Source organism: Pontixanthobacter luteolus, assembly GCF_009828095.1.
In the GTDB taxonomy this organism is placed as follows: Bacteria; Pseudomonadota; Alphaproteobacteria; order Sphingomonadales; family Sphingomonadaceae; genus Pontixanthobacter; species Pontixanthobacter luteolus.
In genome coordinates this window covers 383,524-406,517 of record NZ_WTYP01000002.1, presented here as the reverse complement: position 1 = coordinate 406,517, position 22,994 = coordinate 383,524, and the positions used below count along the sequence as shown (strand labels likewise).

The window sequence follows — 22,994 nt, the reverse complement described above, 5'->3', positions numbered from 1 at the left end:
TCTGGCCGAATCATTCGGCTCGTATGCTGGTAACCATGTAGCGAATGTTGCGCGGCGTAAATGGCCGATCAGTTCGCGGCCCCGCCGAAGCCCTGATCCAGAAAGCGCAGCGCGCACGCGGATAGCACTGCGGTGCCATGCGGCAGCGCCGCTTCATCGACATGCATACGCGAGGAATGGATGCCGCAGCATGAATGCCAGTCATCCCCCTCGGGCGCGACCCCAAGGAAGAACATCGCCCCGGGAACCTTCTCCAGCAGATAGGCGAAATCTTCCGCCCCCATGATCGGGGCGGGCAGGTCGCTCCATGAATGCTGACCTAGAGTATCGTGCACCGCCTGCCGGCCAAGGTCGACCGCGCGCGGATCGCAGATGGTGACGGGAAAGCCGGGTGTTATCTTTACTTCCGCCTCGACACTGTTTGCTTGGGCGATCCCCTGTGCGGTTTCGCGGATCAGGGTGTGCAATTGTTTCCTGTGTCTGGGTGAGAGCGAGCGCATCGTGCCTCTCAGTTCCGCGGTGTCGGGTATCACATTGTGGGTGGTGCCTGCGATCAACTGGGTAACGGTGACGATCACAGCATCCGCTGCGTTGAACCGGCGCGTCACCATGGTCTGAAGCGCTGTCACCAGCGCCGCCGCTGCCGGCACGGGGTCGTGTGTATCATGCGGCATGGACGCGTGGCCGCCTTTGCCGGTGATCCGGATATCGAACTGATCGGCGGCGGCCATCAGCGGGCCGGGCTTGCCGGCAACCACCCCGAACGGGGCATTGGGCATGATGTGCAGTGCAAATGCCGCATCGGGTAGCGGGTCGATCAGCCCGTCCTCCAGCATGAAGCGCGCGCCGTGGTGCCCCTCCTCCCCCGGCTGGAACATGAATTGTATCTCGCCGGAAAATTCGCTGCGCCGCGCAGCCAGCAGCTCCGCCGCACCGGCCAGCATCGCCGTGTGCGTGTCATGGCCGCAGGCGTGCATGCGCCCCTCGATCGTGGAGGCAAATTCAAGCCCCGTTTGCTCGGGCATCGGCAGCGCATCCATGTCGCCGCGCAGCAATACGCGGCGCGTCTGGCCGCTCGCCGGGGCTGTGCCTTTCAGCGTGGCGACCATGCCGGTGGTGGCGCCGCCCTCGCGCCATTCCAGCGGCAGGCCCGCCAACGCTTGCCGAACCTTGGCACTGGTCATGGGCGTCTGAAGGCCCAGCTCGGGCTCTGCATGGATGGCGCGGCGCAGGGCCACAATGCGGTCTGACAGCCCGCGGGCGGCGTCGAAAAGTTCGGCAGTCTGCATTGCGCCGGATTAAAGCAATGCCGGGGCTGCGTCTCGCATATTTTAGACCGCCCTTGCATGTAAGCCGTGGCCGCCCCATTCAAGGGCGGTGAAATCATCCCTCATGGTCTGGCCGAACCGACCTCGCAGGGTTTAAGGCGAGCGAGCAATGACCGGCACAACCGACCAATCGAACTCAGCCTCGCCCGTAAGGCATGCCGATCCGGTTGTCGGTATTATCTACAACCCGCGCAGCCACCGCAATCAGGGGCAAGACCTTGATGTGGCAAGCCTGCCCAATGTGCATGTGCGGCAGCCCGCACAGCGAACGGACATACCCAAGGCGCTGGCCGAGCTTGCGGCTTTCGATATTGATTTCCTGATCATCAATGGCGGCGACGGCACCGTTCGCGACGTGCTGAGCTGCGGACAGGTCGTGTTCGGAGACAGCTGGCCCGATCTGGCGGTGTTGCCCAAGGGCAAGACAAATGCGCTGAACGTCGATCTGGGCGCACCTGCCGGGTGGACACTGGCCGAAGCGATTGCGGCCTATCCCGGCGGACGCAGGATCAGGCGCCGCCCGATCTCGATCACGCCCAAAAACGGGGGCAGCGAAACGATTTCTGGCTGCGGCCCTTCGATGCTCGGCTTCATCATGGGCGGCGGCGCTTTCACCACCGGCATCAGGGCGGGCCAGGACGCACACCGGATGGGCGCGTTCAACAGTCTGGCTGTCGGGGTGACCTCGGTATGGGGGGTGTTGCAGGGCCTGTTCGGCAGCGATTCCAATATCTGGCGCCGGGGCACACCAATGCAGATCCATCTGGGCAGCGAACGCGCGCCGATGCCGCATAGCGGCCACGGTGATCCTGCAACCCGCAGCATCTTCCTTGCTTCCACGCTTGAGAAATTTCCTGCGGGAATAAAGCTCTTCAGCACTGAACATTCCGGGCTGCGGCTGGCGGTGCTCGACAAGCCGCGCCGCCGCACTCTGGCAAAACTGCCTTTGTATTTCTCGGGGATCCTCGGTTCGCCGTCCGGCAAAGGCGGCTTCCACCAAGTGGCCGCCGACGAATTCGAATTGCAGATCGGGGACCAGTATATCCTCGACGGGGAAGCCTATCCGCCGGGCACATATGTCGTGGCGTCCGGCCCGGAATTGAACTTCGTGGTGCCGTAATGGATGCGCTGGAAACGCGGATCAATCACGGCATCGACGTTCAGCCGCACCCTGCGGTCGCCGCATTCGCAGAAAAGCTGGCAGCCGAAGCGGGGGCGGACGCGGCGCTGTTCTATGGCTCCAACAGACGGACGGGTGAGCTTGACGGAGTGCTCGATTTCTACTTGCTGAAACGGGCCGGACCCGATGACCGGATCTGGCCGCGGGTGAGCTATCACGAATGGGAATATGACGGTGTGCCGCTGCGGGCCAAGGTCGCGGCGATGCAGCTGGATGTGTTCACCAAGGCTGCGGCCGGCGAAACGCGCGATACGACGATCTGGGCGCGGTTTGTCCAGCCATGCTCGCTTGTCTGGCACAGGGATGATCAAGCGCGCTCGCAAGTGGTACAGGCACTGCGCGCCGCAGCTGTCACGGCAAGCCGTTTCGCCGCCGCGCTAGGCCCCGAACTGGGGGTTGAGGATGATTTCTGGCGTGCTCTGTTCCGGGAGACTTACAAGGCTGAATTCCGCGTCGAGAAGGCAGGGCGCGAGGATTCCATTCTCGCGTTGAACCGTGCGCATTTCAGCGGACTTTTCGTGGCTGCGCTGCAGGCATCGGGGATCAGGCATCAGGCCGCCGCCGACGGGTCGATACGGATCGAGGAAGGGGCGGACTGGAAGGCAGCGGTGCAGCGGAAATGGCGGCGCCAGCGGCGCTGGGGCAAGCCGCTGAATATCGTGCGCCTGCTGAAGGCGAGCACAACGTTCGAGGGTGCGGGCCGTTATGCGGCGTGGAAGGTGGAACGGCACACCGGCGTGCCGGTAAAGTTGACGCCGTGGCGCGAGAAACATCCGATCCTGGCGGCACCGGGCGTCTTGTTCAGGGTGTGGCGCGCACGGCGAAAGGGCTGAGGGCCCCGCCGCAGATCACATATACTTCATGTTGATGGTGATCGACGTCACGCCGTCACCCACGGTGAAGCGCGTTTTCTTGTAACTCGGCTTGCCCAGGTTGAAGATATTGATGCTGGGATTGTTCGACATTCCGCCGCCATCCTTGGTTATGTCGGTGCTGCCATTGCCGTTCTTGTCGTGCCGCACGGCGATACCGTAAGTGCCCGGTCCGGGCATAGGCACGCAGAACACCATGGTTCCTGCGCTGGCCTGGGCCTCGATGCGGTTCAGCCATTTGCCTTTCTCCAGCCAGTCGGAGGAGATGCCCTTATAACTCTGAACGCGCATCTTGCCTGATGAGGATTCGATACCTTGCACCGTCACCTTGACCGCCGATCTGGAATTGGCGGAGCATTTCGACAAATCATTGCCGATCTTCTGGCGGTACTGGCCCATCGCGGGCGCTGTCACGGCAAGCCCGCCGATTGCCAGCGCCATCGCACCGGTCCTGAAAGTGTTCTTGAGCGTCATCGTAAAGAGTTTCCGATTCTGCGCGGCACAGCGCGCTTCGATTCTGTTGTGGCCCCGGATCATGCCCGGAACGCCTGATTTAAACCGGGTTTTACGTCCGCAGCCCTGAATTGCGGCTGAACTGAAGCCTGCCCGTAATGAAAGCTTGTAACCGGATTTACCGTTCTGGCGGGACGGGCAATCACAGATCATTCCGCCCTTCGATCAGGCCGATGAACTGGGCCGCCAGTACTGCACGCGGGATCGCCAGCATTCTCGGCCAATCGGCATCGATATCGAGCGATGGCTGTTCCGGCCAATCGCGCAGCAGTGTCTCGATCCGGTCGAGATCAAGCGTGCGGGACAGGAACTCATGGTCCCGCATCGCAGCGATCCCTGTCAGCAAAGTGCCCCGGCGGCGGCCAATGCGCGTGTGCCAGTCGGCATTATGCTGGCCATAACGAGGGTTCAGGCGCTGCTCTTCCGGCATTCGCCCCTTTGCCATCTGTTTGGCCAGCTTGCGTTCGGCGCCGTCACAGGCGAAGCTTTCCGTCGGCAATCCGATGCAGAATTCGATCAGCGGGCGGTAAGCTGTCACGTCTCTGCGCCGTACTCCGTAAAGCTGTTCGAATGCCAGATTGACGTCTTCACCGACGCTGTCGGCAGCGAGATAATCATGCCTTGCGGCCTGTTGCCGATTGAGGGGGAACGTCAGGTCCTCCCAATCGGACTGCGAAGCGCGCAGAGTGGCGCGACTTCTCTGGTTTCCAAGTGCCTCAACACTTAACGGGGTCAGCAGCCGCACCATGTCGCGCCGCTGCGGGTGGACCAGCGCGCGCAGGCCGCGCCGCGCCGCAGCAGGCAGGTGCGGCAGGATCGACAGCGCCGCAATCTTGCGCAGGATCGGGCGATCATCGCCGGGGCGGTTTGCGAGCAACCTCAGCAACTCGCCCCATTTCCCCGCCCGTGCATATTCGGCATAGGCCCACCGTCCATCGGCGCTGAAACTCTGATTGGCCAGTTCAGCCGAAAACAACGTGTCGCAGCCGAGCTGCGATGCCTTTGCGTAAATCCCGTGGAATTTGCCGACATTGGCAAGCCCCGGGGCGAAGATCTGCATCGCTGCTGCCATCTCGCGTGTGCGGTGATCGAAATCGCCGATTGCCCGGTCTGCGACATGCATGGAGATGCGCGGATGCATCTTGGCGAATTCGCGGACCAGCGGGATTTCATCACCCATCGTATCGGGTGAAGAAGCGCCAGGCCATTCGGAATCTTGGCCGAAGGAGATGGTCTTTAGCTGCTGCGAAGCTGGCAAGGCTTCTATCAGGCAGCTCGCTGTGATTGACGAATCGAGGCCGCCCGATAGCGCCAATGCCGGACTGTCTGCGATGTTCAGCGCGTGCTCCGAGGCATCCCGCACCAATTCCAGCGCCCGTTCCGCAGCGCCGCGCGGATCGCTGCGGCAAATGTCGTCTACGCGATACCAGCAATCGGTCTGCGTGCTGCCGCGCTTCAGGATGGTGACGCTGCCTTGGGGCACCTTGCTGACGCCGCGATACCAGCAGGCATCGTCGCCATCGCGAAAGTCGTAAGCCAGCTGATCGATCACGTAGTCATAGTCGAGATCGCGCGGAACGCCGGCGGCGAACAGCGCCCGCAGCAGCGGCGAGGCTACCGCTCTCTCGCAGTTATTTGCATAATAGAGTGGCGGCGCGTTCCAAGGGGAGCGGGCCAAGCGCAGCGACCCGTCGGGCATCGCGGAAATCGCGGCGTAATTGCCCACCAGCCTGCAATCTGCGGTCTCGCCCCATCTTGCAACGGCGGCTTGATAAATCACGGCCGGGTCGCAGCTTTGGATTCCAAGGGTCGCTGCAACTTCCCGGGAATTGTCGATCCAGCCGATTATTACGGTGCGGCAATCTGGCGCCAGGTTTTCAGTTTGGCGAACGGTGAAAAGACGGGTTTCGCCTGAAATGAACTGGCGGCACGATCCGCGATAGGCGGTCAACGCGTGCCTGATGGGTTTATCCGAGGGCGGGCGATGTCCCTCCCAGGAATGCCAGGCCGCGATCATCCCCCCGCCTGACCAAGCGGGATCAGGATTTCCGGTTACCCGAGTCTTGGTTGACAGGCACCGGACGCCCGGCGACATCGGAAATGGTGCCAATTCGTTCGAGCACAGGCTTGACCCAATTGGTGGCTCCGGCCTTCTTTAAATTACTGGCGGTCATGTTTCACTTCCGTCTTTTTCTGCGACATTACTGAACTAGTTGTTCTTCGAACTTTTCGCAACGATGCAGGAAATCCGGATACGGTTCAGGCAAGTAATCCGGCGCGGGCGGCATCGGTCAGAAATGCATCGATATCGTATGCAATTTCCGTCTCATCCACGCTGTACGCCGCAGACAGAGCGGTGATCAGTTGCCCCCGATCACGCGATCCGTCGATCAATTTCCAGATTGCCAGGCCGGTTTCCTTGACCGAGAAAAGCTCGCCGCTTGCCAGTGAAACGATGATCGTTTCATCATCGACGTCGGTTTCGATAAATTCGCCACTGGCTTTCCGGATTGCGCTCATATTTGCAGCATATTGTGCCCTGCGGGCAATGCAATGCGCGAAACCTTGATGTCCAGTGTGGAAAAGCGGGCCTGATCCGCTTGTGGCGGCGAGTCGCGCCTTCTAGTCGGGAGACTGGCAACCTGAAAAGTGTACCCATGGCTCAGCCGCTTATTTCCCCGTCTATCCTTTCTGCCGATTTCGCCCGGCTCGGCGAAGAAGTGCGCGCAATCGACGAAGCCGGTTGCGACTGGATCCATGTCGATGTGATGGACGGGCATTACGTCCCCAACATCACCATTGGTCCGGCGGTGGTGAAAGCGCTCCGCCCGCATACCGACAAGCCGTTCGACGTCCATTTGATGATCAGCCCGATCGATCAGTATCTGGAAGAATTCGCCGAGGCAGGCGCGGATATCATCACGGTTCATCCCGAGGGCGGGCCGCATATTCATCGCACGTTGCAGGCTATCCGAGCGCTGGGCAAGAAAGCCGGCATCGTGCTGAACCCCGGCACCCCGGTCGAGACACTCGATTATCTGATCGATCTGGCTGATCTTGTTCTGGTGATGAGCGTGAACCCGGGGTTCGGCGGGCAAAGCTTCATCGACAGCCAACTGCGCAAGGTCGAGGCGATCCGCACGATGATCGACCAGACCGGCCGCGAAATTCACCTAGAGGTGGATGGCGGGGTCAACCCTGAAACCGCCCGCCTGTGCGTCGATGCCGGCGCGGATGTGCTGGTTGCCGGTTCTGCGACATTCAAAGGCGGACCGGGACAGTATGCAGCCAACATCGCTGCCCTGCGAGGTCAGGGCTGATGAACGAGGCGGCCGCCAAAACACGTGCCGCTCCATCCAAAGAGAGCGCGGCTGCGCCCGCTGAAGCGCAGCTGGCAATGCCGCTGGCGAAAGCGGATCGGAACACCATCGGCGATGGTCTGGTAACCGCCACCGCCGAAAGTCATTCGGCCAAGCGCGAAATGCTGCAGCCGGGCCGTTCGCTGGTCATTGCCGATTTTGCACCGCCTTCCACCAGCGCGGGAGAGCGGCTGATCCGGTTGGCGTACCGTCTCGGTGTGCCCGCATCCACGCTGACGTCACCGTTTTCGAAGCCGCCAAAGCCGCGGCTGCTGGGCACGGTGGAAAGCCCCTATGCTGGCGAGCGTGCCGCCGGTGTCGCACTGCGCGCGGGGCATTTTCTGGTGCACGGCGTCAAAGCGCCGATTGCGCAAATGGATTTTTCCGCGACTGCGCGGCTGACGCCGCCGTTCGAGCGCACGGTGCATGGCTTCACATGGCTGCGGCACCTGTCTGCCTCTGCCACGCGCGAGCAATGCGTGCCGACGGCGGAGCGGGTGATGGGTGCATGGCTCGATGCCAATGGCAAGCCAGGCAAGGGCACGCCGTGGAAGGTTGAGCATGCCGGGCACCGGCTGCTGAACTGGCTGGTCAACGCCCCGCTGATCCTGTCGAACGAAGATCCGGCAAAGCGCGGCCTGATCCTCGAAGTAATGGCCGAAACTGCCCGCTGGCTGGACCGCAACGTGACCAAGGCAGACGACCGGCAAGGCGAGGTTGCGGGCTGGTGCGCGATTGTGGCTGCCGGATTGCTGATGCCGGAAGGCAAGCCGCGCAAGTTGTTCGGCGAAGCCGGTCTGGTGCGCGCGCTGGGCGAATTGGTGGCCGATGATGGCGGTGTGCTGTCGCGCAGCCCGCTGGCGCAGATCGATGCAATCGCGCTGCTGGTGGACCTGCGGGCTTGCTATGCTGCGCGCGATCTCGACCCGCCCGAGGCGCTAGAGACCATGCTGAACCTGCTGGTTCCGCCGCTGCATACTGTGACCCATTCCGACGGCGCGCTGGGAAGCTGGCAAGGCGCCGGTGCAGTTCGCGCAGATCGTCTGGCTGCGCTGATCGATGCCAGCGGTGTTCGCGCGCGGCCGCTGAAAGACGTGCGGCAATGGGGTTATCAGCGGATCGCCGGTAACAAGACCACGCTGATCTTTGACGCAGCGCCGCCTGCGCTTTCGCGCAATGCCCGGTCCGGCTGCGCATCGACCCTCGCGTTCGAAATGTGCGCCAAGGGGCAGCGCATTATCGTGAATTGCGGCGGTGCAGCCTTTGCCGGCGGACAGGTTCCCGCCCGCATCGAACAGGGATTGCGGGCAACTGCTGCGCATTCGACCCTGACGCTGGATGACGCCAATTCCACTGCGGTCCATATCAATGGCAAACTTGGCGCTGGCGTCAACGAAGTCGAAGTCGACCGCAAGACCATGCAGGTCAAGAACGGTCTGGCCACCCGGCTTGAGGCGAGCCATGACGGGTATTCGGGCCGTTTCGGCCTGAACCACCGCCGAATTCTGGTGATGCGTGACGATGGCAGCGAACTGCGCGGCGAAGACTTGCTGGTGCCGGTCGGCAAGAAGGGCAAGCGCGGCAAGATCGGTTTCGCAATCCGTTTCCATATCGGACCGGGCATCGAGCTGGGCCTGTCGGACGACAAGAAGGGCGCCGGGCTCGCTTTGCCCGATGGCACCTATTGGCAGTTCCGTGTTGGATCGCTGGATGGCGGCCTGAAAGACGAAACAGCGCAGCTTTCGATCGAGGAAAGCATGTGGGTCGATGGCGGCGGGCGGCCGCATCCGATCCAGCAATTGGTAATTCAGGGCATGACATCGAGGAGCGGAGGGACATTCTCCTGGCTCCTCAAGAAAATGGGATAGTTTCACGCAATGACCGACGTCACGATTAAACGGGCCCTGCTTTCGGTGTCCGACAAAAGCGGTTTGGCAGAATTGGGACAAGCGCTTTCGGCGCGCGGTGTCGAGCTCGTCTCGACCGGCGGCACGGCAAAGGCGCTGCGCGATGCCGGGCTGGAAGTGAAGGACGTTTCCGATCTGACCGGCTTCCCCGAGATGATGGATGGCCGGGTCAAGACGCTGCATCCGATGGTCCATGGCGGACTGCTCGCCGTACGCGACAACCCCGAACATTTCGCGGCGATGGAACAGCACGCGATTGGCGCGATCGATCTGGTGGTGGTGAACCTCTACCCCTTTGAAGCGACCGTCGCGAAAGGTGCCGAGCGCCCCGAAATTATCGAGAACATCGATATTGGCGGGCCGAGCATGGTCCGTTCAGCGGCAAAGAACCACGCTTTCGTCACCATCGTCACAGATCCTTCAGACTACGAGACATTGCTGGGCGAGCTTGAGCAAAGCGGCGGTGCGACGTCACTCGATTTCCGCCGAAGGATGGCAGCTAAGGCATTTGCCGCCACTGCCTCCTACGATTCCATGATCAGCCAATGGTTCGCCTTTGCCGATCAGGGCCAGATGTTCCCCGACATGCTGGCGATAAATGGCAAGGCACCTGTCGAGCTTCGCTATGGCGAAAACCCGCATCAGAAGGCAGCGCTTTACACACCCGTCGGCCCGCACGCGAAGGGTATTGCGCAGGCAGAGCAGCTTCAGGGCAAGGAACTGAGCTACAACAATTACAACGATGCCGATGCGGCGCTGGAACTGTGCGCGGAATTTGCCGGCGGTGATCCGGCGGTGGTCATCGTCAAGCACGCCAACCCTTGCGGTGTGGCCCAGCGCGGCAGCCTGATCGAGGCATGGGAAGAAGCGCTGGCCTGTGACAGCGTTTCCGCATTTGGCGGCATCGTTGCGGTCAACACCGAACTCGACGGCCCCACGGCTGAGGCGATCTGCAAGATCTTCACCGAAGTGGTGATCGCGCCTTCCGTCACGGACGAGGCCCGCGAAGCTTTCGCCAGGAAGAAGAACCTGCGCCTGCTGGTAACTGGCGATCTGCCTGATCCGCGCCGCGCCGGATTGGCGATCAAGCCGATAACCGGCGGCCTGCTGGTGCAATCACGCGACAACGGCGCAATTTCTGCTGCCGACCTGAAAGTCGTGACGGAACGTGAGCCGACACAGCAGGAACTGAAGGATTGCCTGTTTGCGTGGACGGTCGCCCGCCATGTGAAATCGAACGCCATCGTCTATGCCAAGGACGGCGCGACGGCAGGCATCGGCGCAGGCCAGATGAACCGCCGGGATTCATCGCGGATTGCCGCCATGAAGGCGCAGGAAGCCGCTGAAAAATATGGCTGGGATGCCTCGCGCGCGGTGGGCAGTGCTGTTGCCTCGGATGCGTTCTTCCCGTTTGCCGACGGCTTGCTGGCAGCTGCGGAAGCAGGCGCGACGGCAATCATCCAGCCAGGCGGTTCGATGCGCGACGACGAAGTGATCGCCGCCGCCAATGAAGCGGGCCTTGCCATGGTGTTCACCGGGATGCGTCACTTCCGCCACTAAGGTTTCGGCCGGCCAGAGCTTGGTTTAGTAGAGCGCCTGCTCCGCGCGGATACTCGCACCCGCTTGGGGCGCAGGCCTCCGGTGCGAGCAAAATAGTTGCAACCTTTTGCTCGCCCGGCGCGAATATCCTTCAGACAACGCCGCGTTCACCGGTTGGCAAGCGATTGCCTCCTAAGGTCGCGCCTCAAGATTCGAACAAAGAACAAAGATAACCGCCATGAGTTTTTTCAAATCTGACCTAGCGCGCAATTTTGCCATCGGCTTTGCCGTGGGCGCGTTCTTCGTTGCCTTCCAGATCAGCCCCGATCTCGGCAGCCAGCTGATTCCCGATGCCGTGGCCGCGACGGTCCGATGAAGCGCCTCGGCCGCCTCATGCTACCCATGGCCGCAGCGGCAATGACGCTGGCGGGATGCGGGATGCCTGTGCAGGCAGCAGAGAAAGCCGTTCTCGCGCCTGCACCCAAACAGTTTGCCAATGAAGGTATGGGCCTCAAGACCGCCGTCTTTGCAGGCGGCTGTTTCTGGGGAATCGAGGCGGTCTTCAGCCACGTCAAAGGCGTGAAGAGCGCGGTTTCCGGATATCACGGCGGCAACGCTGCTACTGCCACATACGAGCAGACCAACACCGGTGTGACCGGGCACGCAGAGGCGGTCCGTGTTGTCTACGACCCCAAGGTCGTCCGGTATGACGAATTGCTGCGGATATTCTTTTCAGTGGGCGCCGATCCCACCCTGCACAACCGGCAGGGCCCTGATCGCGGCAGCCAATACCGCGCCGCGCTGGTCCCGATGAATGCGGAACAGCGCAAGGTCGCCGCAGCGTATCTGGGGCAGATGGAAGCATCCGGCGTCTGGAACAGCCCGATCGTCACCAAGATCGAAAAATACCGTAAGTTCTACAAAGCCGAGAAATACCACCAGGATTTCATGCTGAAGAACCCCCGCCACGGTTACATTCAGACATGGGACAAGCCAAAAATCGACGCGTTGAAACGGCTTTACCCGTCGCATTACCGGTCAAACTTCGTTCCCGGCTGACGGGGAAGGCCGCGCTGAAAGTGGCATAGCGCGATCTGTGTCGCTATATGGCATTGCATGGGCAATCATAATCACCACCATCACGAACATTCAGGCGCAAGCCTGATCGATGCAGCACGCGATTCTCTCGTCAGCTCGGGCGAGCAGTGGACCAGCATGCGCGCGGATATTTTCGAGGAACTGGCGCGGCACGAACGGCCCGCCTCGGCCTATGACATTGCCGATAACCTGTCGGCCAAACGCGGCAAGCGCGTTGCACCCAACAGCGTGTACCGGATTCTCGACCTGTTCGTGGCTAACAACCTCGCCCTGCGGGTGGAGAGCGCCAATGCTTTTCTCGCAAACAGCCACCCCGGCTGCGAGCACGATTGCATCTTCCTGGTGTGCGACGAATGCGGCGAAGCCACGCATATCGACAATGACGAGATTTCGGAGAAAGTTCGCGGTGTCGCAAAAGCTGCGGATTTCCGCGCCAGACGCCCGATAATCGAGATCCGCGGGACCTGCGCAAGCTGCAGCTGAGCCATCCCGGCAAACTGCTGAAACAAACCGATAGTCAGAATCGACAAGGCATGGCCACACGGCTAGAACGCAGGGCATGACTTCAAGCCCCAAGACGCCGCTGCTGGACACGGTTGAATACCCTTCGGACCTCCGCCAGCTGAAAGCTGACCAGCTGCGGCAGGTTGCCGACGAATTGCGCGCCGAAATGATCGACGCGGTCAGCACCTCCGGCGGCCACCTCGGCTCGGGCCTTGGTGTGGTCGAACTGACCGTGGCCATCCATTACGTGTTCAACACCCCGGACGACAAACTGATCTGGGATGTCGGCCACCAGTGTTACCCGCACAAGATTCTCACCGGACGCCGCGACCGCATCCGCACGCTACGCCAGGGCGGCGGCCTGTCGGGCTTCACCAAGCGTAGCGAGAGCGAATACGATCCGTTCGGCGCGGCGCACAGCTCCACCTCGATTTCGGCCGCGCTCGGTTTCGCGGTGGCGAATAAGCTGAATGGCAAGCCGGGCCGCGGCATCGCGGTAATCGGCGACGGCGCGATGAGCGCGGGCATGGCGTATGAAGCGATGAACAATGCCGAACAGGCCGGCAATCGGCTGGTCGTGATCCTGAACGATAACGACATGTCGATCGCCCCGCCGGTCGGCGGCCTCAGCGGCTATCTCGCGCGGATGGTGTCGAGCAGTGAATATCTCGGCCTGCGCAGTCTTGCGTCGAAAGCCGTGGCGAAAATCTCGCGCCGCGCGCACCGGGCAGTGGGCAAGGCGGAAGAATACACCCGCGGCATGGTCACCGGTGGGACATTGTTCGAAGAACTGGGCTTTTATTATGTCGGCCCGATCGACGGGCACAATCTCGATCACCTGATCCCGGTTCTGGAAAATGTTCGCGATGCAGAAGAAGGCCCGGTTCTGATCCATGTGGTCACCAAAAAGGGCAAGGGATACGAACCGGCTGAAAACAGCGCCGACAAATATCACGGCGTCGCCAAATTCGATGTCATCACCGGCGAACAGAAGAAAAGCTCTGGCGGGCCGCCCGCCTATCAGAACGTGTTCGGCGAAACTCTGGCCAAGCTGGCCGACAGCGATGACCGCATCTGCGCGATCACCGCTGCTATGCCCAGCGGCACCGGAGTGGACAAATTCGCAAAGGCGCATCCGGAACGCTCGTTCGATGTGGGCATCGCCGAACAGCACGGCGTAACATTCGCAGCGGGCCTCGCGGCGCAGGGAATGCGCCCGTTCGCGGCCATCTATTCGACATTCCTGCAGCGCGCCTATGATCAGGTGGTGCATGATGTCGCGATCCAGAACCTGCCGGTTCGCTTCGCCATCGACCGTGCCGGACTTGTCGGTGCAGACGGCGCGACCCATGCTGGCGCGTTCGACATCACCTATCTCGCCACGTTGCCGAATTTCGTGGTCATGGCCGCCGCAGACGAAGCGGAACTGGCGCATATGACGTACACCGCAGCCGAATATGACGACGGGCCGATTGCGCTGCGTTATCCGCGCGGGGCAGGCACCGGCGTTGAAATTCCGGAGCAGCTGGAAAAGCTGGAAATCGGCAAGGGCCGGATCGTGCGTGAAGGGACCAAGGTTGCGCTTCTCTCACTCGGCACGCGCCTGTCGGAAAGCCTGAAAGCTGCTGACGAGCTGGAGGCCAAGGGCCTGTCCACCACCGTTGCCGATCTGCGCTTTGCCAAGCCGCTCGACACCGATCTGATCGAAAAACTGATGCGCACGCATGAGGTTGTCATCACCGTGGAAGAAGGCGCGATCGGCGGCCTCGGCGCGCATGTGCTGACTTTTGCCAGCGATGAAGGTCTTACCGATGCGGGGCTGAAAATCCGCACGATGCGCCTGCCCGACATGTTCCAGGATCAGGACGCCCCTGAAAAGCAGTATGACGAAGCAGGCCTCAACGCACCGCAGATCGTCGAGACTGTGCTCAAAGCACTGCGGCACAACAGCGCCGGGGTGGAAGAGGCGCGAGCATGATCCTTGCCTCACTCAGCCTGGCGCTGGCTGGTGAGGCTTTTGATCCGGGCACCTATTACGACCACCCCTCGCGCCGGGAAATGCGCGCACGGGTTGAGGCGTGCGGCTTCGATCAGGTCGCGGTGGTGAAGAACAAGGCCAAACGCGAAGTTGTAAGGGTCAGGGATACCGAGGCGAGCGACGAGGAGCTGCGGTGCGCGGCCAGCCTGATCGACAAAACCTTCTACGGGGACGAATTCTCTCCCGAACTTGCTCCGCGTTTTGCGAAGTTGCGCGCAGAAATCGCACGCCCGCGACAGGTGGCTACAGCCCGTATCCAGTTTGCCAAGGAGCCCGAAAGAGGTCCTCCTCCGGAGCGCAAGCCTGGAGAGAGCGATATGGAGATCGCAAAGCGCGTCGAAACATTTTGTGGCCCCGAAGCTACAGATATCTTTGTAGAGGAAGCAGGCTTGGTAGAGGTTTCAGCACAATGGCTGGCAGCGCAGCCCGGAACGTTTGAAGGGATCATGCAGATGGGCGACACAATCGGGTGCGTGGCCCAGGCATCCTTCATTGCCGACTTTGAGTTCTCGATGCCGCAATCAGCCGAGAAGCTTGCGCCGCTGTAATTTTGCCAGAAAGATTTGCGATAAATTTATGCCACTTCTCCAGATCGACACCGCCAACCACGTCACCACTCTCACGCTGAATCGGCCCGACACGATGAACCCGCTCGGCGCGGCGGGGGATGGCGATGCGTTTGTTGAAGCGTGCGATGCTGTGAACGCCGATATGGATGTGCGCTGCGTGATCCTGACCGGGGCGGGGCGCGCGTTTTCGGCGGGCGGCGACGTCAAGGCGATGAAGCAAAAGACCGGCAATTTTGGCGGCACCGCCCCTGCAATTGCCGATGGCTATCGCAACAACATCCACAAGATCCTGCGCGCGTTATACGGTTTGCGCGTCCCGCTGATCTCTGCTGTCAACGGCCCGGCGATCGGGCTGGGCTGCGACCTCGCTTGTCTTGGCGATATGCGGATCGCGAGCGAGAAAGCGAAGTTTGGCGTCACATTCCTGAAGCTGGGCATCATCCCGGGCGATGGCGGCACGTGGATCCTGCCGCGCATCATCGGGGAGGCGCGCGCGGCCGAGCTATTCTACACCGGCGATGTGATCGACGCCGCGACCGCGCTAGACTGGGGGCTGGTCAGCCGCGTAGCCCAAGGCGACACGCTGATGGACGAGGCGCAGGCGCTCGCGGCCAAAATTGCCGCCATGCCGCCGCACGCGCTCCGCCAGGCGAAGAACCTGATGCGGCAAGGGCGCCACACCAGTTATGACACCGCGCTGGAAATGGCCGCCAATGCGCAGGCGCTGATGCATTCCACCGCCGATCACATGGAAGGTGTCGACGCGCTGCTGGAAAAACGCGCGCCGGTTTTCAAAGGCGAATAGGCGCAGGGCCGCTGTCCTACAGGCGGGCGATGTTGCTAGGCCGGCGCTGCTATTTCCCATCGTAGAAGCGTGCGTGACCGGCCCCTGGGGTGCGAAGATTTTCCGCTAAGGGACAGTGTTCCATGTGTTCCAGATTGTCAGTATTTGAGGGCCGAAGCTGAACGGTACGCCATCCCAGATGCCGTCAGCAGTACCGTCAAACCCAGCGCCAGATGCCCGCTTCCCATCCGCCCAGCGGAATGTGAATATAGGTCAGCGCCAGCCACAGTGCGGTTCCGCCGACCAGCGGGAATACGCCGACCTGCAAGATCCGCTCCCACCGGGGCCAATAGGTGGTCTTCACCTGCCACTGCGCCCACGCATCGCCCATCAGCACGCGTTTTTTGCGGTCCTGCATATAGGCACCGACCAGTGCGAGAAAGATGATCGCGCTCGCGACAATCAGAGTGCGCGCGGTGGGTACGGCGATCATGTGCGATGCGCCCCACAGCGCAAAACCCCACATCATCGGGTGCCGGGTCACCTTGAACACGCCGCTGACCTCCGCCCTTGCGGCGTCCTCAGCCCCCGGCGCGGGCAGGGCGGGGTTGCCGACCAACGAGCCTGCGAACAGGATCAGTGCGAGCAGGGTCAGGAAGCTTGCGGACATCCATGCAAAATCGCCGAACCCTGACCATAGCGGGGGCGTGCCTGCTCCGGCGGCGACGAAGGCGAAATACATCCACACCATGCAGGCTGCGCTGACGAGTGAATAGATGCCCATGAAGCCGGTGGGGCCAAGCGCCCGGACCAACGGCGCGCGCAGCGGGTGCGACATGGCGAAATGCGTGCCGACAAACGCCGTGCTCGCTGCAATCAGGGAAATGAGTGCCAGGTCCATCTGCTATCCTCCGCCTCAGTGCAGAGAACCACATTGCACCCGAGATGACAATCGGCGCGGCTTGCGCTGTGCCTTAGCTTTCCGCGATGCCAAGCAATTCAATAGTGAACAGCAAGGTCGCGCCGCCGGGTATCGCCCCCTTGCCGAACGGGCCGTAGCCAAGATCTGAAGGCACCGCGATTTCGATCGTATCGCCGACGCCCATTTCGGGGATTGCCAACTGCCACGCCTTGATCAGCCGGCGCAGCGGGAAGGTAGCCGGTTGACCTCGGTCGAACGAACTGTCGAAACTGGTCCCGTCGGTGAACCTGCCTGCGTAATGCACGGTTACCGTATCGGCGACACGCGGCTTTGGGCCTTGACCCGTGCCCTTGACCCGCCGCCACAACAGGCCGCCGTCCAGATAAGACCAGCCATCCTTATAGCTGCGCATGGCAAGCGCAGCCTGCTGTTGATTATGCCAGGCGACATCTTCGGAACGGTCGGCGGGTTGCCCGTCCTGCGCAGCGGCGTGCGAAGACAATGCCGCTGCGCCTGCTGCGGCAAGCAGTGTCACGAATCTCATGCTCATCAGGTCCGTTTACCAGTCGTATGCTTTGGGAAGGTCGCTCTCGTCCAGATCGCGGTAACGATCACGAAGGCGCGTCTGGTGACTGGTGAGCGGTTGCTCGATTCCGTCAATGAAAACACGAACCGGTGCGCTCGATACTTCCAGCGGGTCACCATCCCACACCACCACGTCGCCTGCGGCACCGGGTTTCAGCACGCCAAACTGGCCCCCATATCCCGAAATCTCGGCCGGGATGGAAGTGATGCTGGCGAAGGCTTCGCCCCATGTCAGGCCGGAGGCGCGCGGCACTTTTTGCAGAGCCACCAGATTGCCGGCAAATTGCGGCGCAGTACGCGGCCCGGTGATCCCGCCGCTCAGTCCGCCAAGCGCAACCTTTACGCCAGCATCGACCATTCGGCCCACATTGCTCTGCGTGGCGCCCAGCTGTTCGAAGCTGGAAGGCAAGTCATCGAGCGGGTCGGCGATAACCGGTACGCCGGATGCGGCGATCTGGCGGGCCACAATCCAGCCTTCGCTGACCCCGACAAGCACCAGATCGAGCTGCGGATATGTGCGTTTGAGGCCCAGCACGGCGGTGATGTCGGCCGCACGTTCCACGTGCACATACAATTGCTGCTGGCCGCTGATTACCGCGCCAAGGGCGGCGGCATCGGCGCGGGTTAGCAAATTGTCTTCACCGCTCCAGTTTCCGTTCGCAAGGTCGCGCGCCTCGCGCAAAGCATTGGCGAATTCGGCATAGGCGGCAATCCGGCTGCCGCCAGCAATCCGCGCACCCATTTCGCCAAGCACCACGAGCTGGAATTTCTTGGCTTGCATCACTGCGTCAGGATCTGCGCCCAGATCGATGGCTGCACCCTGGCCCGCAAAGATCGAGTCCGCCGGTGCGGTTGTGATGGTCGCCCGTGTCACTCCGCCAGCGCGGCTGACTGCGATGTGCTGCGATGCGTAATTGACCGCAGTCGAGGCATCCAGCGCTGCGCCAAAACGGGCATCACCGGCGCGCACGTCGTTGCTGTCGTTTACAGCGCCTACGTCCCACAAACCGAGATCGGTCAGCGGCATGAAGATGCCCGGGGTGACCCAATTGCCCTGGCCGTCATACACTTGCAGATCCCCTGGTGCGGCGACGCCGGCCCCGGCCGCGACGATCTTTCCGCCGCGTACAACGACGGTCGCGCCATTCACGGGTTCGCTGCCATCACCGATTGCGACGGTTGCATTGGTGATGGCGAAATCCTGCGCAGCGGCAGAGCCAGCGAAACCCGCGCCTATGGCAAGGGCACTGACGGCGGCGGTGAACTTCATAACGCGGTTCATTTCACGTCTCCTTCACCGGGCTGGCCAAGCTCGAAATCGCTTACCGGGCGCCTTTTCGGATCGTTCGCATCGTACAGCAGCGCACCGTCGACCCACACCTTCTCGGGCCGCGAATAGACGCTCAGCGGATCGCCGTTCCACAGCACGACATCGGCCATTTTGCCGCTTGTCAGGCTGCCGGTCTGATCGCCGATACCCATCGCTTTTGCGGCGTTGAGAGTGATCCAGGAAATTACGTCGGCATCGGAAATTTCGATCCCCATGCGCCGCCCGGCGGCCTGCGCCTTGGCAGCTTCCTGATTCAGACGCTGGATTCCGTTTTCATCGTCGGAATGGATGACCACACAGGCACCGGACTGATGGATCAGCGCAGCGTTTTCAGGAATGCCGTCATAGCTTTCCATCTTGAACCCGTACCAGTCGGCCCAAACTGCGGAGCAAACCTCGTTTTCCTTCAGCAGGTCGCCGATCTTGTAGCTTTCAACCGCATGATGGAACGTGCTCACCTTGTAGCCAAACTCCTTGGCCATATCCATCACCAGCGCCATTTCGTCTGCGCGGTAGCAGTGGTTGTGGATCAGGATTTCGCCGTCCAGCACGCCGGCCAGCGTTTCCTTTGCCAGATTGCGTTTCTTGCGGTCGCCATCGGCATATTCCTGCGCATCGAGCCAGGTCTGGCGATTGACTGCGAAATTGCCCATCCGGGTGGATGGCTTGCGGCCACGGCTGCCATAGACGCGCTTGGGGTTTTCACCGCAGGCCATCTTCATGCCGTAGGGCGCATCAGGGAACTTCATCCCCTGCACCGTCCGGCTGGGCACGTTCTTCAGTGTAATCGTGCGCCCGCCCATCAGGTTGGCGGAACCGGGCAGGACTTGCAGCGCGGTTATGCCGCCATTGGCCATCGCCCGGCTGAAGCCGGGGTCCTGCGGCCAGACAGAATGTTCTGCCCATACATCGGGCGTGGTTGGATCGGTTGCTTCGTTGCCGTCGGAATGCGCCTGGACCGACGGGCTGGGATAATCGCCCAGATGACTATGAATGTCGATAATGCCCGGGGTAACGAATTTGCCGGCGCCATCAATCCGGGTGTAGCCAGCGGGGATTGCCATGTCCGCGCCTCCCGCACCGACGATTTCACCGTCAGCGAACAGGACCACGCCGTTTTCTATCTTGCCGCCGGTCCCGTCATAAATGGTCGCACCGACCAGCGCGGTGGGTGCGCCGGGATATGCGCTGTAGGTGGAGGCGTATGGGGTTTCGGCTGCGGCAGGTGCCTTGTCCGCGGCACTTGCCGGTCGGGATTCCCCGGCACCGGAACAAGCAGCGAGCGCTACCGCGCCCCCCAGAATGGTAAAGGCACGGTAGCGCATCGCTTTAGTCTCCAATTTATTCGAACTCTTATCCGCGGGTCGCAGGATGGATGCCGCCTTCTTGCGATTCAAGACCGGCAGCAGCCTGACCCTCGAGATCGTCACCGACGTTGTCATCCTGCAGCGTGTCAAGGTGCATCAGCTTCTTGATCAGCGGGCTGACGACCATCACGGCGACACCAATGCCGACGGCGTAAAGGCCAACGGTCTGGTAAACGTCGAGCACGACCTGCTTGCCAGCCGTTTCGCCGACACCTTCGGCGCCGGTGGCTGCTGCGATCAGGCCGGCTGCGAAGTTACCGGTTGCCGATGCGAAGAACCAAGTACCCATAACCAATGAAGCAATTTGCCCCGGGCTGAGGCGGTTCATCGCACTGAGGCCAACCGGGCTCAGGCAAAGCTCACCAGTGGTGTGCAGCAGGTAGATCAGGAAGATGAAGATCACCGGCGTCGGCACGTTCACGCCGGCCGATTCTGCACCCCAGACAAGGACGAGGAAGCCAAGACCCACCTGAATTACGGCAAGGCCGAATTTCATCGGGGTCGATGGTTCCGCACCCTTGCGGGCAAGGCTCTGCCACAGCATCGCGAACAGCGGTGCCAGCAGCACGATGTAAATCGCGTTGATCGACTGGAACATCGAGGCGTTGACGCCTTCCGTGTCGACGTGGCGATCCGTGAACAGGTTGAGCGAGGAGCCGGCCTGTTCGAACAATGCCCAGAAGACGATTGACGTCAGGATAAGGAACATTGCTGCAAAGATCCGATCGCGCTCGTGAAAAGTCTTCACGATCGACTGTTGGATTAGCACGGCAACCAAACCTGCGAGTCCGACAAGAGCCACGTAAGCCATCGCTGAGTTGCCAAGAGCGGCCAATACGATGCCAATTATCATGACCGCAGCACTTGCGAGGTAGACCGTGAATGGAACCCGTGGAGCCGCTTCCCATGATCCGTAAGCCATCTGGAAAGTGACAATGGCCAAAACGTAAGCAACCAAGGCGCCGCCAAATGCGCCAAGGACTGTGCCGACCAGTTCCTGATACTGGATTGCAGCCCAGCACAGTGCGACCATCGCAAGGCCGGCACCGTAAATGCCGAATTCCTTGCCGCCAGCCAGCTTGGCCGGGTCTTTCGGTTCGCCTTTGCCCAGGAGCAAGGGCTTGCCGAGGACGAAGAAGATCAGGCCGATCAGCATGCCGATACCGGCGAGGCCGAAGCCGTACTGCCAACCGTAAGTCTGGCCGAGGTAGCCGCAGATAATCGAAGCGGTCGCCGCACCAACGTTAATGCCCATGTAGAAAATCGTATAGGCAGGGTCGCGGCGAATGTCGGTGCGCGAATAGAGCTGGCCGACGATCACGGAAATGTTCGCCTTCAGGAAGCCCGATCCGACGATAATCAGCGCCAAGGCTGCCCAGAACACGTTGATGGTGGGGTCAGCCTGTCCGCCGCTGCCTTCGAAAGCCATGAAGAAGTGGCCGAAAGTCAGCAAAACCGCGCCGAACAGCACCGCTTTGCGCTGCCCCAGATAACGGTCGGCGAGATAGCCGCCTACGACAGGAGTGATGTAGACCAGCGCTGTGTACGCGCCGTAGATTATCGATGCTTCGGAATCCGAGAACATCCAGTGCTGAACGAGGTAGAAAATCAGCAGTGCGCGCATGCCGTAGTAGGAAAAACGCTCCCACATTTCAGCCAGGAACAGCAGGAACAATCCCTTGGGGTGGCCTGCAAATTCCGGTTGCGGACGCGTTACGATATACGTGCCGCCCAGCAGGAAAGCTGCCAGAGCGACCACTGCAGTCCAGAACGCCCACATTTCAAATGCGGAATCGAACGTAAAGATAAGCTCAGTCATGGGCGTGCGGCCCCCTCAATAGATTTTTGTCTACCCCTCTCCCACCGGAGGGTTGAAGCGACGCACACTAACGCCTGAATTTCTCATGTGAAGCGCTAGTTTCAATCGAAACCGCCTTTCCGTGCGGTTTCTAGCGGTTTCGGGGAACTTGACGCGGCGCAGTGTATTATGGCACTGATGCACCTTACCAGAGGACGATACCATGACCCAGCAAGCCCGACCCGTTTACCTGAAGCTGCGCGACCAGATCGCAGCGTCTATCATCGAGGGTGAATACGCGGAAGGGGAAATGCTGCCATCGGTGCGCGCCTTTGCAGCAGAGCAGGGCGCAAACCCGCTGACGGTGGCCAAGGCATATCAGCAATTCCAGTCTGACGGCCTGGTCGAGGTGCAGCGCGGTGTGGGCATGTATGTGGTGCCTGGTGCGGCAGAAAAATTGCGCCGCAGCGAGCGCGATCAGTTCATCCGCGATGAATGGCCCGAGATACGGCAGCGCATGCGCAGGCTTGGCATTCAACCCGCTGAATTGCTCGAATCAGCCTGATCTGGCGGCTCTGGCGCCGAAAATTCGCGCATTTGCTTGATTTGATGTTTGTAATCATTGCGCCGCCACACGCATTCTGGCACCTTCGTTGACAGGGTCGCGATGCCGGTTAACGGCACTTTGCTTTGTTAAGGGGGCTCTTTGCCGGGCGTGTAGTTCGGGGGGGAGCGAGGAGAGAATAATGATACGTTCAGAGCTATTGCAGGCACTCGCCAAGGATAATCCCGACCTCAAGGCGGACGAGATCGAACAGGTCGTCGACATTTTCTTTGACGAGATCGCGAAACGCCTTGCCGAAGGTGGCCGCGTGGAACTGCGCGGATTCGGGGCGTTCTCTACCCGCGAACGTGAAGCACGCATGGGCCGTAACCCTCGCACTGGTGAGGCTGTTCCTGTCGCTGCAAAGCGCGTGCCCTATTTCAAACCGGGCAAGGAAATGCGTGAGCGGCTGAACCCCAGCTGAGGGTTTTGCCGCATGGCTGTGTCGGGGCTGCAGGCCATGCCCGGCCAGCGGTGCTACGTGCATATCAAACGAATAGAATCTTGAGAGCGACCGGGGCACACCCTAAGGGATGCCAGCGTGCGGGTGTGGCGGAATGGTAGACGCCGGGGACTTAAAATCCCCTGATCTTTGATCGTGCTGGTTCGAGTCCAGTCACCCGTACCATCCTGCAATTAGTCGGACCGCCTTTCGCGAGGACTGGTCTCCCAAGATTGCGGCCTAGTAAAAGCCGGG

The 22,994-nt window shown here is 61.2% G+C and carries 22 protein-coding genes and 1 tRNA gene; 14 read left to right on the top strand and 9 right to left on the bottom strand.

Going from position 1 to position 22,994, the window contains the following annotated elements; all coding sequences use genetic code 11:
* Positions 1-68: 68 nt before the first annotated feature.
* Complete coding sequence (locus tag GRI43_RS10415; RefSeq protein WP_160731053.1) at positions 69-1,289, bottom strand: M20 metallopeptidase family protein; 1,221 nt, start codon at positions 1,287-1,289, stop codon at positions 69-71.
* A 148-nt stretch (positions 1,290-1,437) separates the two neighbouring features.
* Between GRI43_RS10415 and GRI43_RS10410 the strand changes: the two genes are divergently transcribed.
* Positions 1,438-2,448, top strand: coding sequence for a diacylglycerol kinase family protein (locus GRI43_RS10410; protein ID WP_160731052.1), 1,011 nt, complete (start codon positions 1,438-1,440; stop codon positions 2,446-2,448).
* Positions 2,448-3,341, top strand: a complete 894-nt coding sequence (locus GRI43_RS10405; RefSeq protein WP_160731051.1) for a hypothetical protein — start codon at positions 2,448-2,450, stop codon at positions 3,339-3,341. Before GRI43_RS10410 ends, GRI43_RS10405 begins: the two co-directional genes overlap by 1 nt.
* 15 nt (positions 3,342-3,356) lie before the next feature.
* On the opposite strand, the gene GRI43_RS10400 is transcribed toward GRI43_RS10405, so the two are convergent.
* The 3 genes from GRI43_RS10400 to GRI43_RS10390 form a co-directional block, all read right to left on the bottom strand.
* On the bottom strand, positions 3,357-3,854 hold the full coding sequence (locus tag GRI43_RS10400) for a DUF2141 domain-containing protein (protein WP_160731050.1): 498 nt from the start codon (positions 3,852-3,854) through the stop codon (positions 3,357-3,359).
* A gap of 181 nt (positions 3,855-4,035) precedes the next feature.
* Positions 4,036-5,673 (bottom strand): asparagine synthase-related protein, encoded by a 1,638-nt coding sequence (locus GRI43_RS10395; protein ID WP_160731049.1) that lies wholly within the window; start codon positions 5,671-5,673, stop codon positions 4,036-4,038.
* Between the two features lie 479 nt (positions 5,674-6,152).
* On the bottom strand, positions 6,153-6,413 hold the full coding sequence (locus GRI43_RS10390) for a PqqD family protein (RefSeq protein ID WP_160731048.1): 261 nt from the start codon (positions 6,411-6,413) through the stop codon (positions 6,153-6,155).
* Positions 6,414-6,550: 137 nt separating this feature from the next.
* On the opposite strand from GRI43_RS10390, the gene rpe reads away from it, so the two are divergent.
* From rpe to GRI43_RS10345, 9 genes are all read left to right on the top strand, one after another.
* Positions 6,551-7,213, top strand: coding sequence for a ribulose-phosphate 3-epimerase (rpe, locus tag GRI43_RS10385; RefSeq protein ID WP_160731047.1), 663 nt, complete (start codon positions 6,551-6,553; stop codon positions 7,211-7,213).
* The gene (locus GRI43_RS10380; protein ID WP_202391695.1) at positions 7,213-9,120 is read left to right on the top strand and encodes a heparinase II/III family protein; all 1,908 of its coding nucleotides are present in this window, start codon (positions 7,213-7,215) and stop codon (positions 9,118-9,120) included. Before rpe ends, GRI43_RS10380 begins: the two co-directional genes overlap by 1 nt.
* A gap of 9 nt (positions 9,121-9,129) precedes the next feature.
* Entirely contained in the window at positions 9,130-10,719 is a 1,590-nt protein-coding gene (gene purH, locus GRI43_RS10375) for a bifunctional phosphoribosylaminoimidazolecarboxamide formyltransferase/IMP cyclohydrolase (protein ID WP_160731046.1), read from the top strand.
* Positions 10,720-10,936: 217 nt separating this feature from the next.
* Entirely contained in the window at positions 10,937-11,074 is a 138-nt protein-coding gene (locus GRI43_RS10370; protein WP_160731045.1) for a hypothetical protein, read from the top strand.
* Positions 11,071-11,757: a peptide-methionine (S)-S-oxide reductase MsrA gene (msrA, locus tag GRI43_RS10365; RefSeq protein WP_160731044.1), complete on the top strand. Its 687-nt coding sequence runs from the start codon at positions 11,071-11,073 to the stop codon at positions 11,755-11,757. The genes GRI43_RS10370 and msrA overlap by 4 nt, the downstream gene beginning before the upstream one ends.
* Before the next feature lie 57 nt (positions 11,758-11,814).
* The gene (locus GRI43_RS10360) at positions 11,815-12,279 is read left to right on the top strand and encodes a Fur family transcriptional regulator (RefSeq protein WP_160731043.1); all 465 of its coding nucleotides are present in this window, start codon (positions 11,815-11,817) and stop codon (positions 12,277-12,279) included.
* Positions 12,280-12,355: 76 nt separating this feature from the next.
* A complete protein-coding gene (dxs, locus tag GRI43_RS10355) occupies positions 12,356-14,278 on the top strand; it encodes a 1-deoxy-D-xylulose-5-phosphate synthase (RefSeq protein ID WP_160731042.1) in 1,923 nt (640 codons plus the stop codon).
* The gene (locus tag GRI43_RS10350; protein WP_160731041.1) at positions 14,275-14,886 is read left to right on the top strand and encodes a hypothetical protein; all 612 of its coding nucleotides are present in this window, start codon (positions 14,275-14,277) and stop codon (positions 14,884-14,886) included. Before dxs ends, GRI43_RS10350 begins: the two co-directional genes overlap by 4 nt.
* 28 nt (positions 14,887-14,914) lie before the next feature.
* Positions 14,915-15,712, top strand: a complete 798-nt coding sequence (locus tag GRI43_RS10345) for a crotonase/enoyl-CoA hydratase family protein (RefSeq protein WP_160731040.1) — start codon at positions 14,915-14,917, stop codon at positions 15,710-15,712.
* A gap of 196 nt (positions 15,713-15,908) precedes the next feature.
* Here the strand turns inward: GRI43_RS10345 and GRI43_RS10340 are convergent, their stop codons facing one another.
* The 5 genes from GRI43_RS10340 to GRI43_RS10320 all read right to left on the bottom strand — a co-directional run bounded on the left by GRI43_RS10340 (position 15,909) and on the right by GRI43_RS10320 (position 21,714).
* The gene (locus tag GRI43_RS10340) at positions 15,909-16,592 is read right to left on the bottom strand and encodes an NnrU family protein (RefSeq protein WP_160731039.1); all 684 of its coding nucleotides are present in this window, start codon (positions 16,590-16,592) and stop codon (positions 15,909-15,911) included.
* A gap of 73 nt (positions 16,593-16,665) precedes the next feature.
* The gene (locus GRI43_RS10335; RefSeq protein ID WP_160731038.1) at positions 16,666-17,157 is read right to left on the bottom strand and encodes an FKBP-type peptidyl-prolyl cis-trans isomerase; all 492 of its coding nucleotides are present in this window, start codon (positions 17,155-17,157) and stop codon (positions 16,666-16,668) included.
* 15 nt (positions 17,158-17,172) lie between these two features.
* Positions 17,173-18,480 carry an amidohydrolase family protein gene (locus GRI43_RS10330; RefSeq protein WP_160731037.1) on the bottom strand — a complete coding sequence of 436 codons (1,308 nt, stop codon included), beginning with the start codon at positions 18,478-18,480 and terminating at the stop codon, positions 17,173-17,175.
* The gene (locus tag GRI43_RS10325; protein WP_160731036.1) at positions 18,477-19,853 is read right to left on the bottom strand and encodes an amidohydrolase; all 1,377 of its coding nucleotides are present in this window, start codon (positions 19,851-19,853) and stop codon (positions 18,477-18,479) included. The genes GRI43_RS10330 and GRI43_RS10325 overlap by 4 nt, the downstream gene beginning before the upstream one ends.
* A gap of 28 nt (positions 19,854-19,881) precedes the next feature.
* The gene (locus tag GRI43_RS10320; RefSeq protein WP_160731035.1) at positions 19,882-21,714 is read right to left on the bottom strand and encodes a peptide MFS transporter; all 1,833 of its coding nucleotides are present in this window, start codon (positions 21,712-21,714) and stop codon (positions 19,882-19,884) included.
* Between the two features lie 202 nt (positions 21,715-21,916).
* Between GRI43_RS10320 and GRI43_RS10315 the strand changes: the two genes are divergently transcribed.
* The 3 genes from GRI43_RS10315 to GRI43_RS10305 all read left to right on the top strand — a co-directional run bounded on the left by GRI43_RS10315 (position 21,917) and on the right by GRI43_RS10305 (position 22,925).
* Positions 21,917-22,258: a GntR family transcriptional regulator gene (locus GRI43_RS10315; protein WP_160731034.1), complete on the top strand. Its 342-nt coding sequence runs from the start codon at positions 21,917-21,919 to the stop codon at positions 22,256-22,258.
* A 181-nt stretch (positions 22,259-22,439) separates the two neighbouring features.
* Positions 22,440-22,721: an integration host factor subunit beta gene (locus tag GRI43_RS10310; protein WP_160731033.1), complete on the top strand. Its 282-nt coding sequence runs from the start codon at positions 22,440-22,442 to the stop codon at positions 22,719-22,721.
* A gap of 119 nt (positions 22,722-22,840) precedes the next feature.
* Positions 22,841-22,925 (top strand) — tRNA-Leu (locus GRI43_RS10305).
* Positions 22,926-22,994 lie beyond the last annotated feature (69 nt).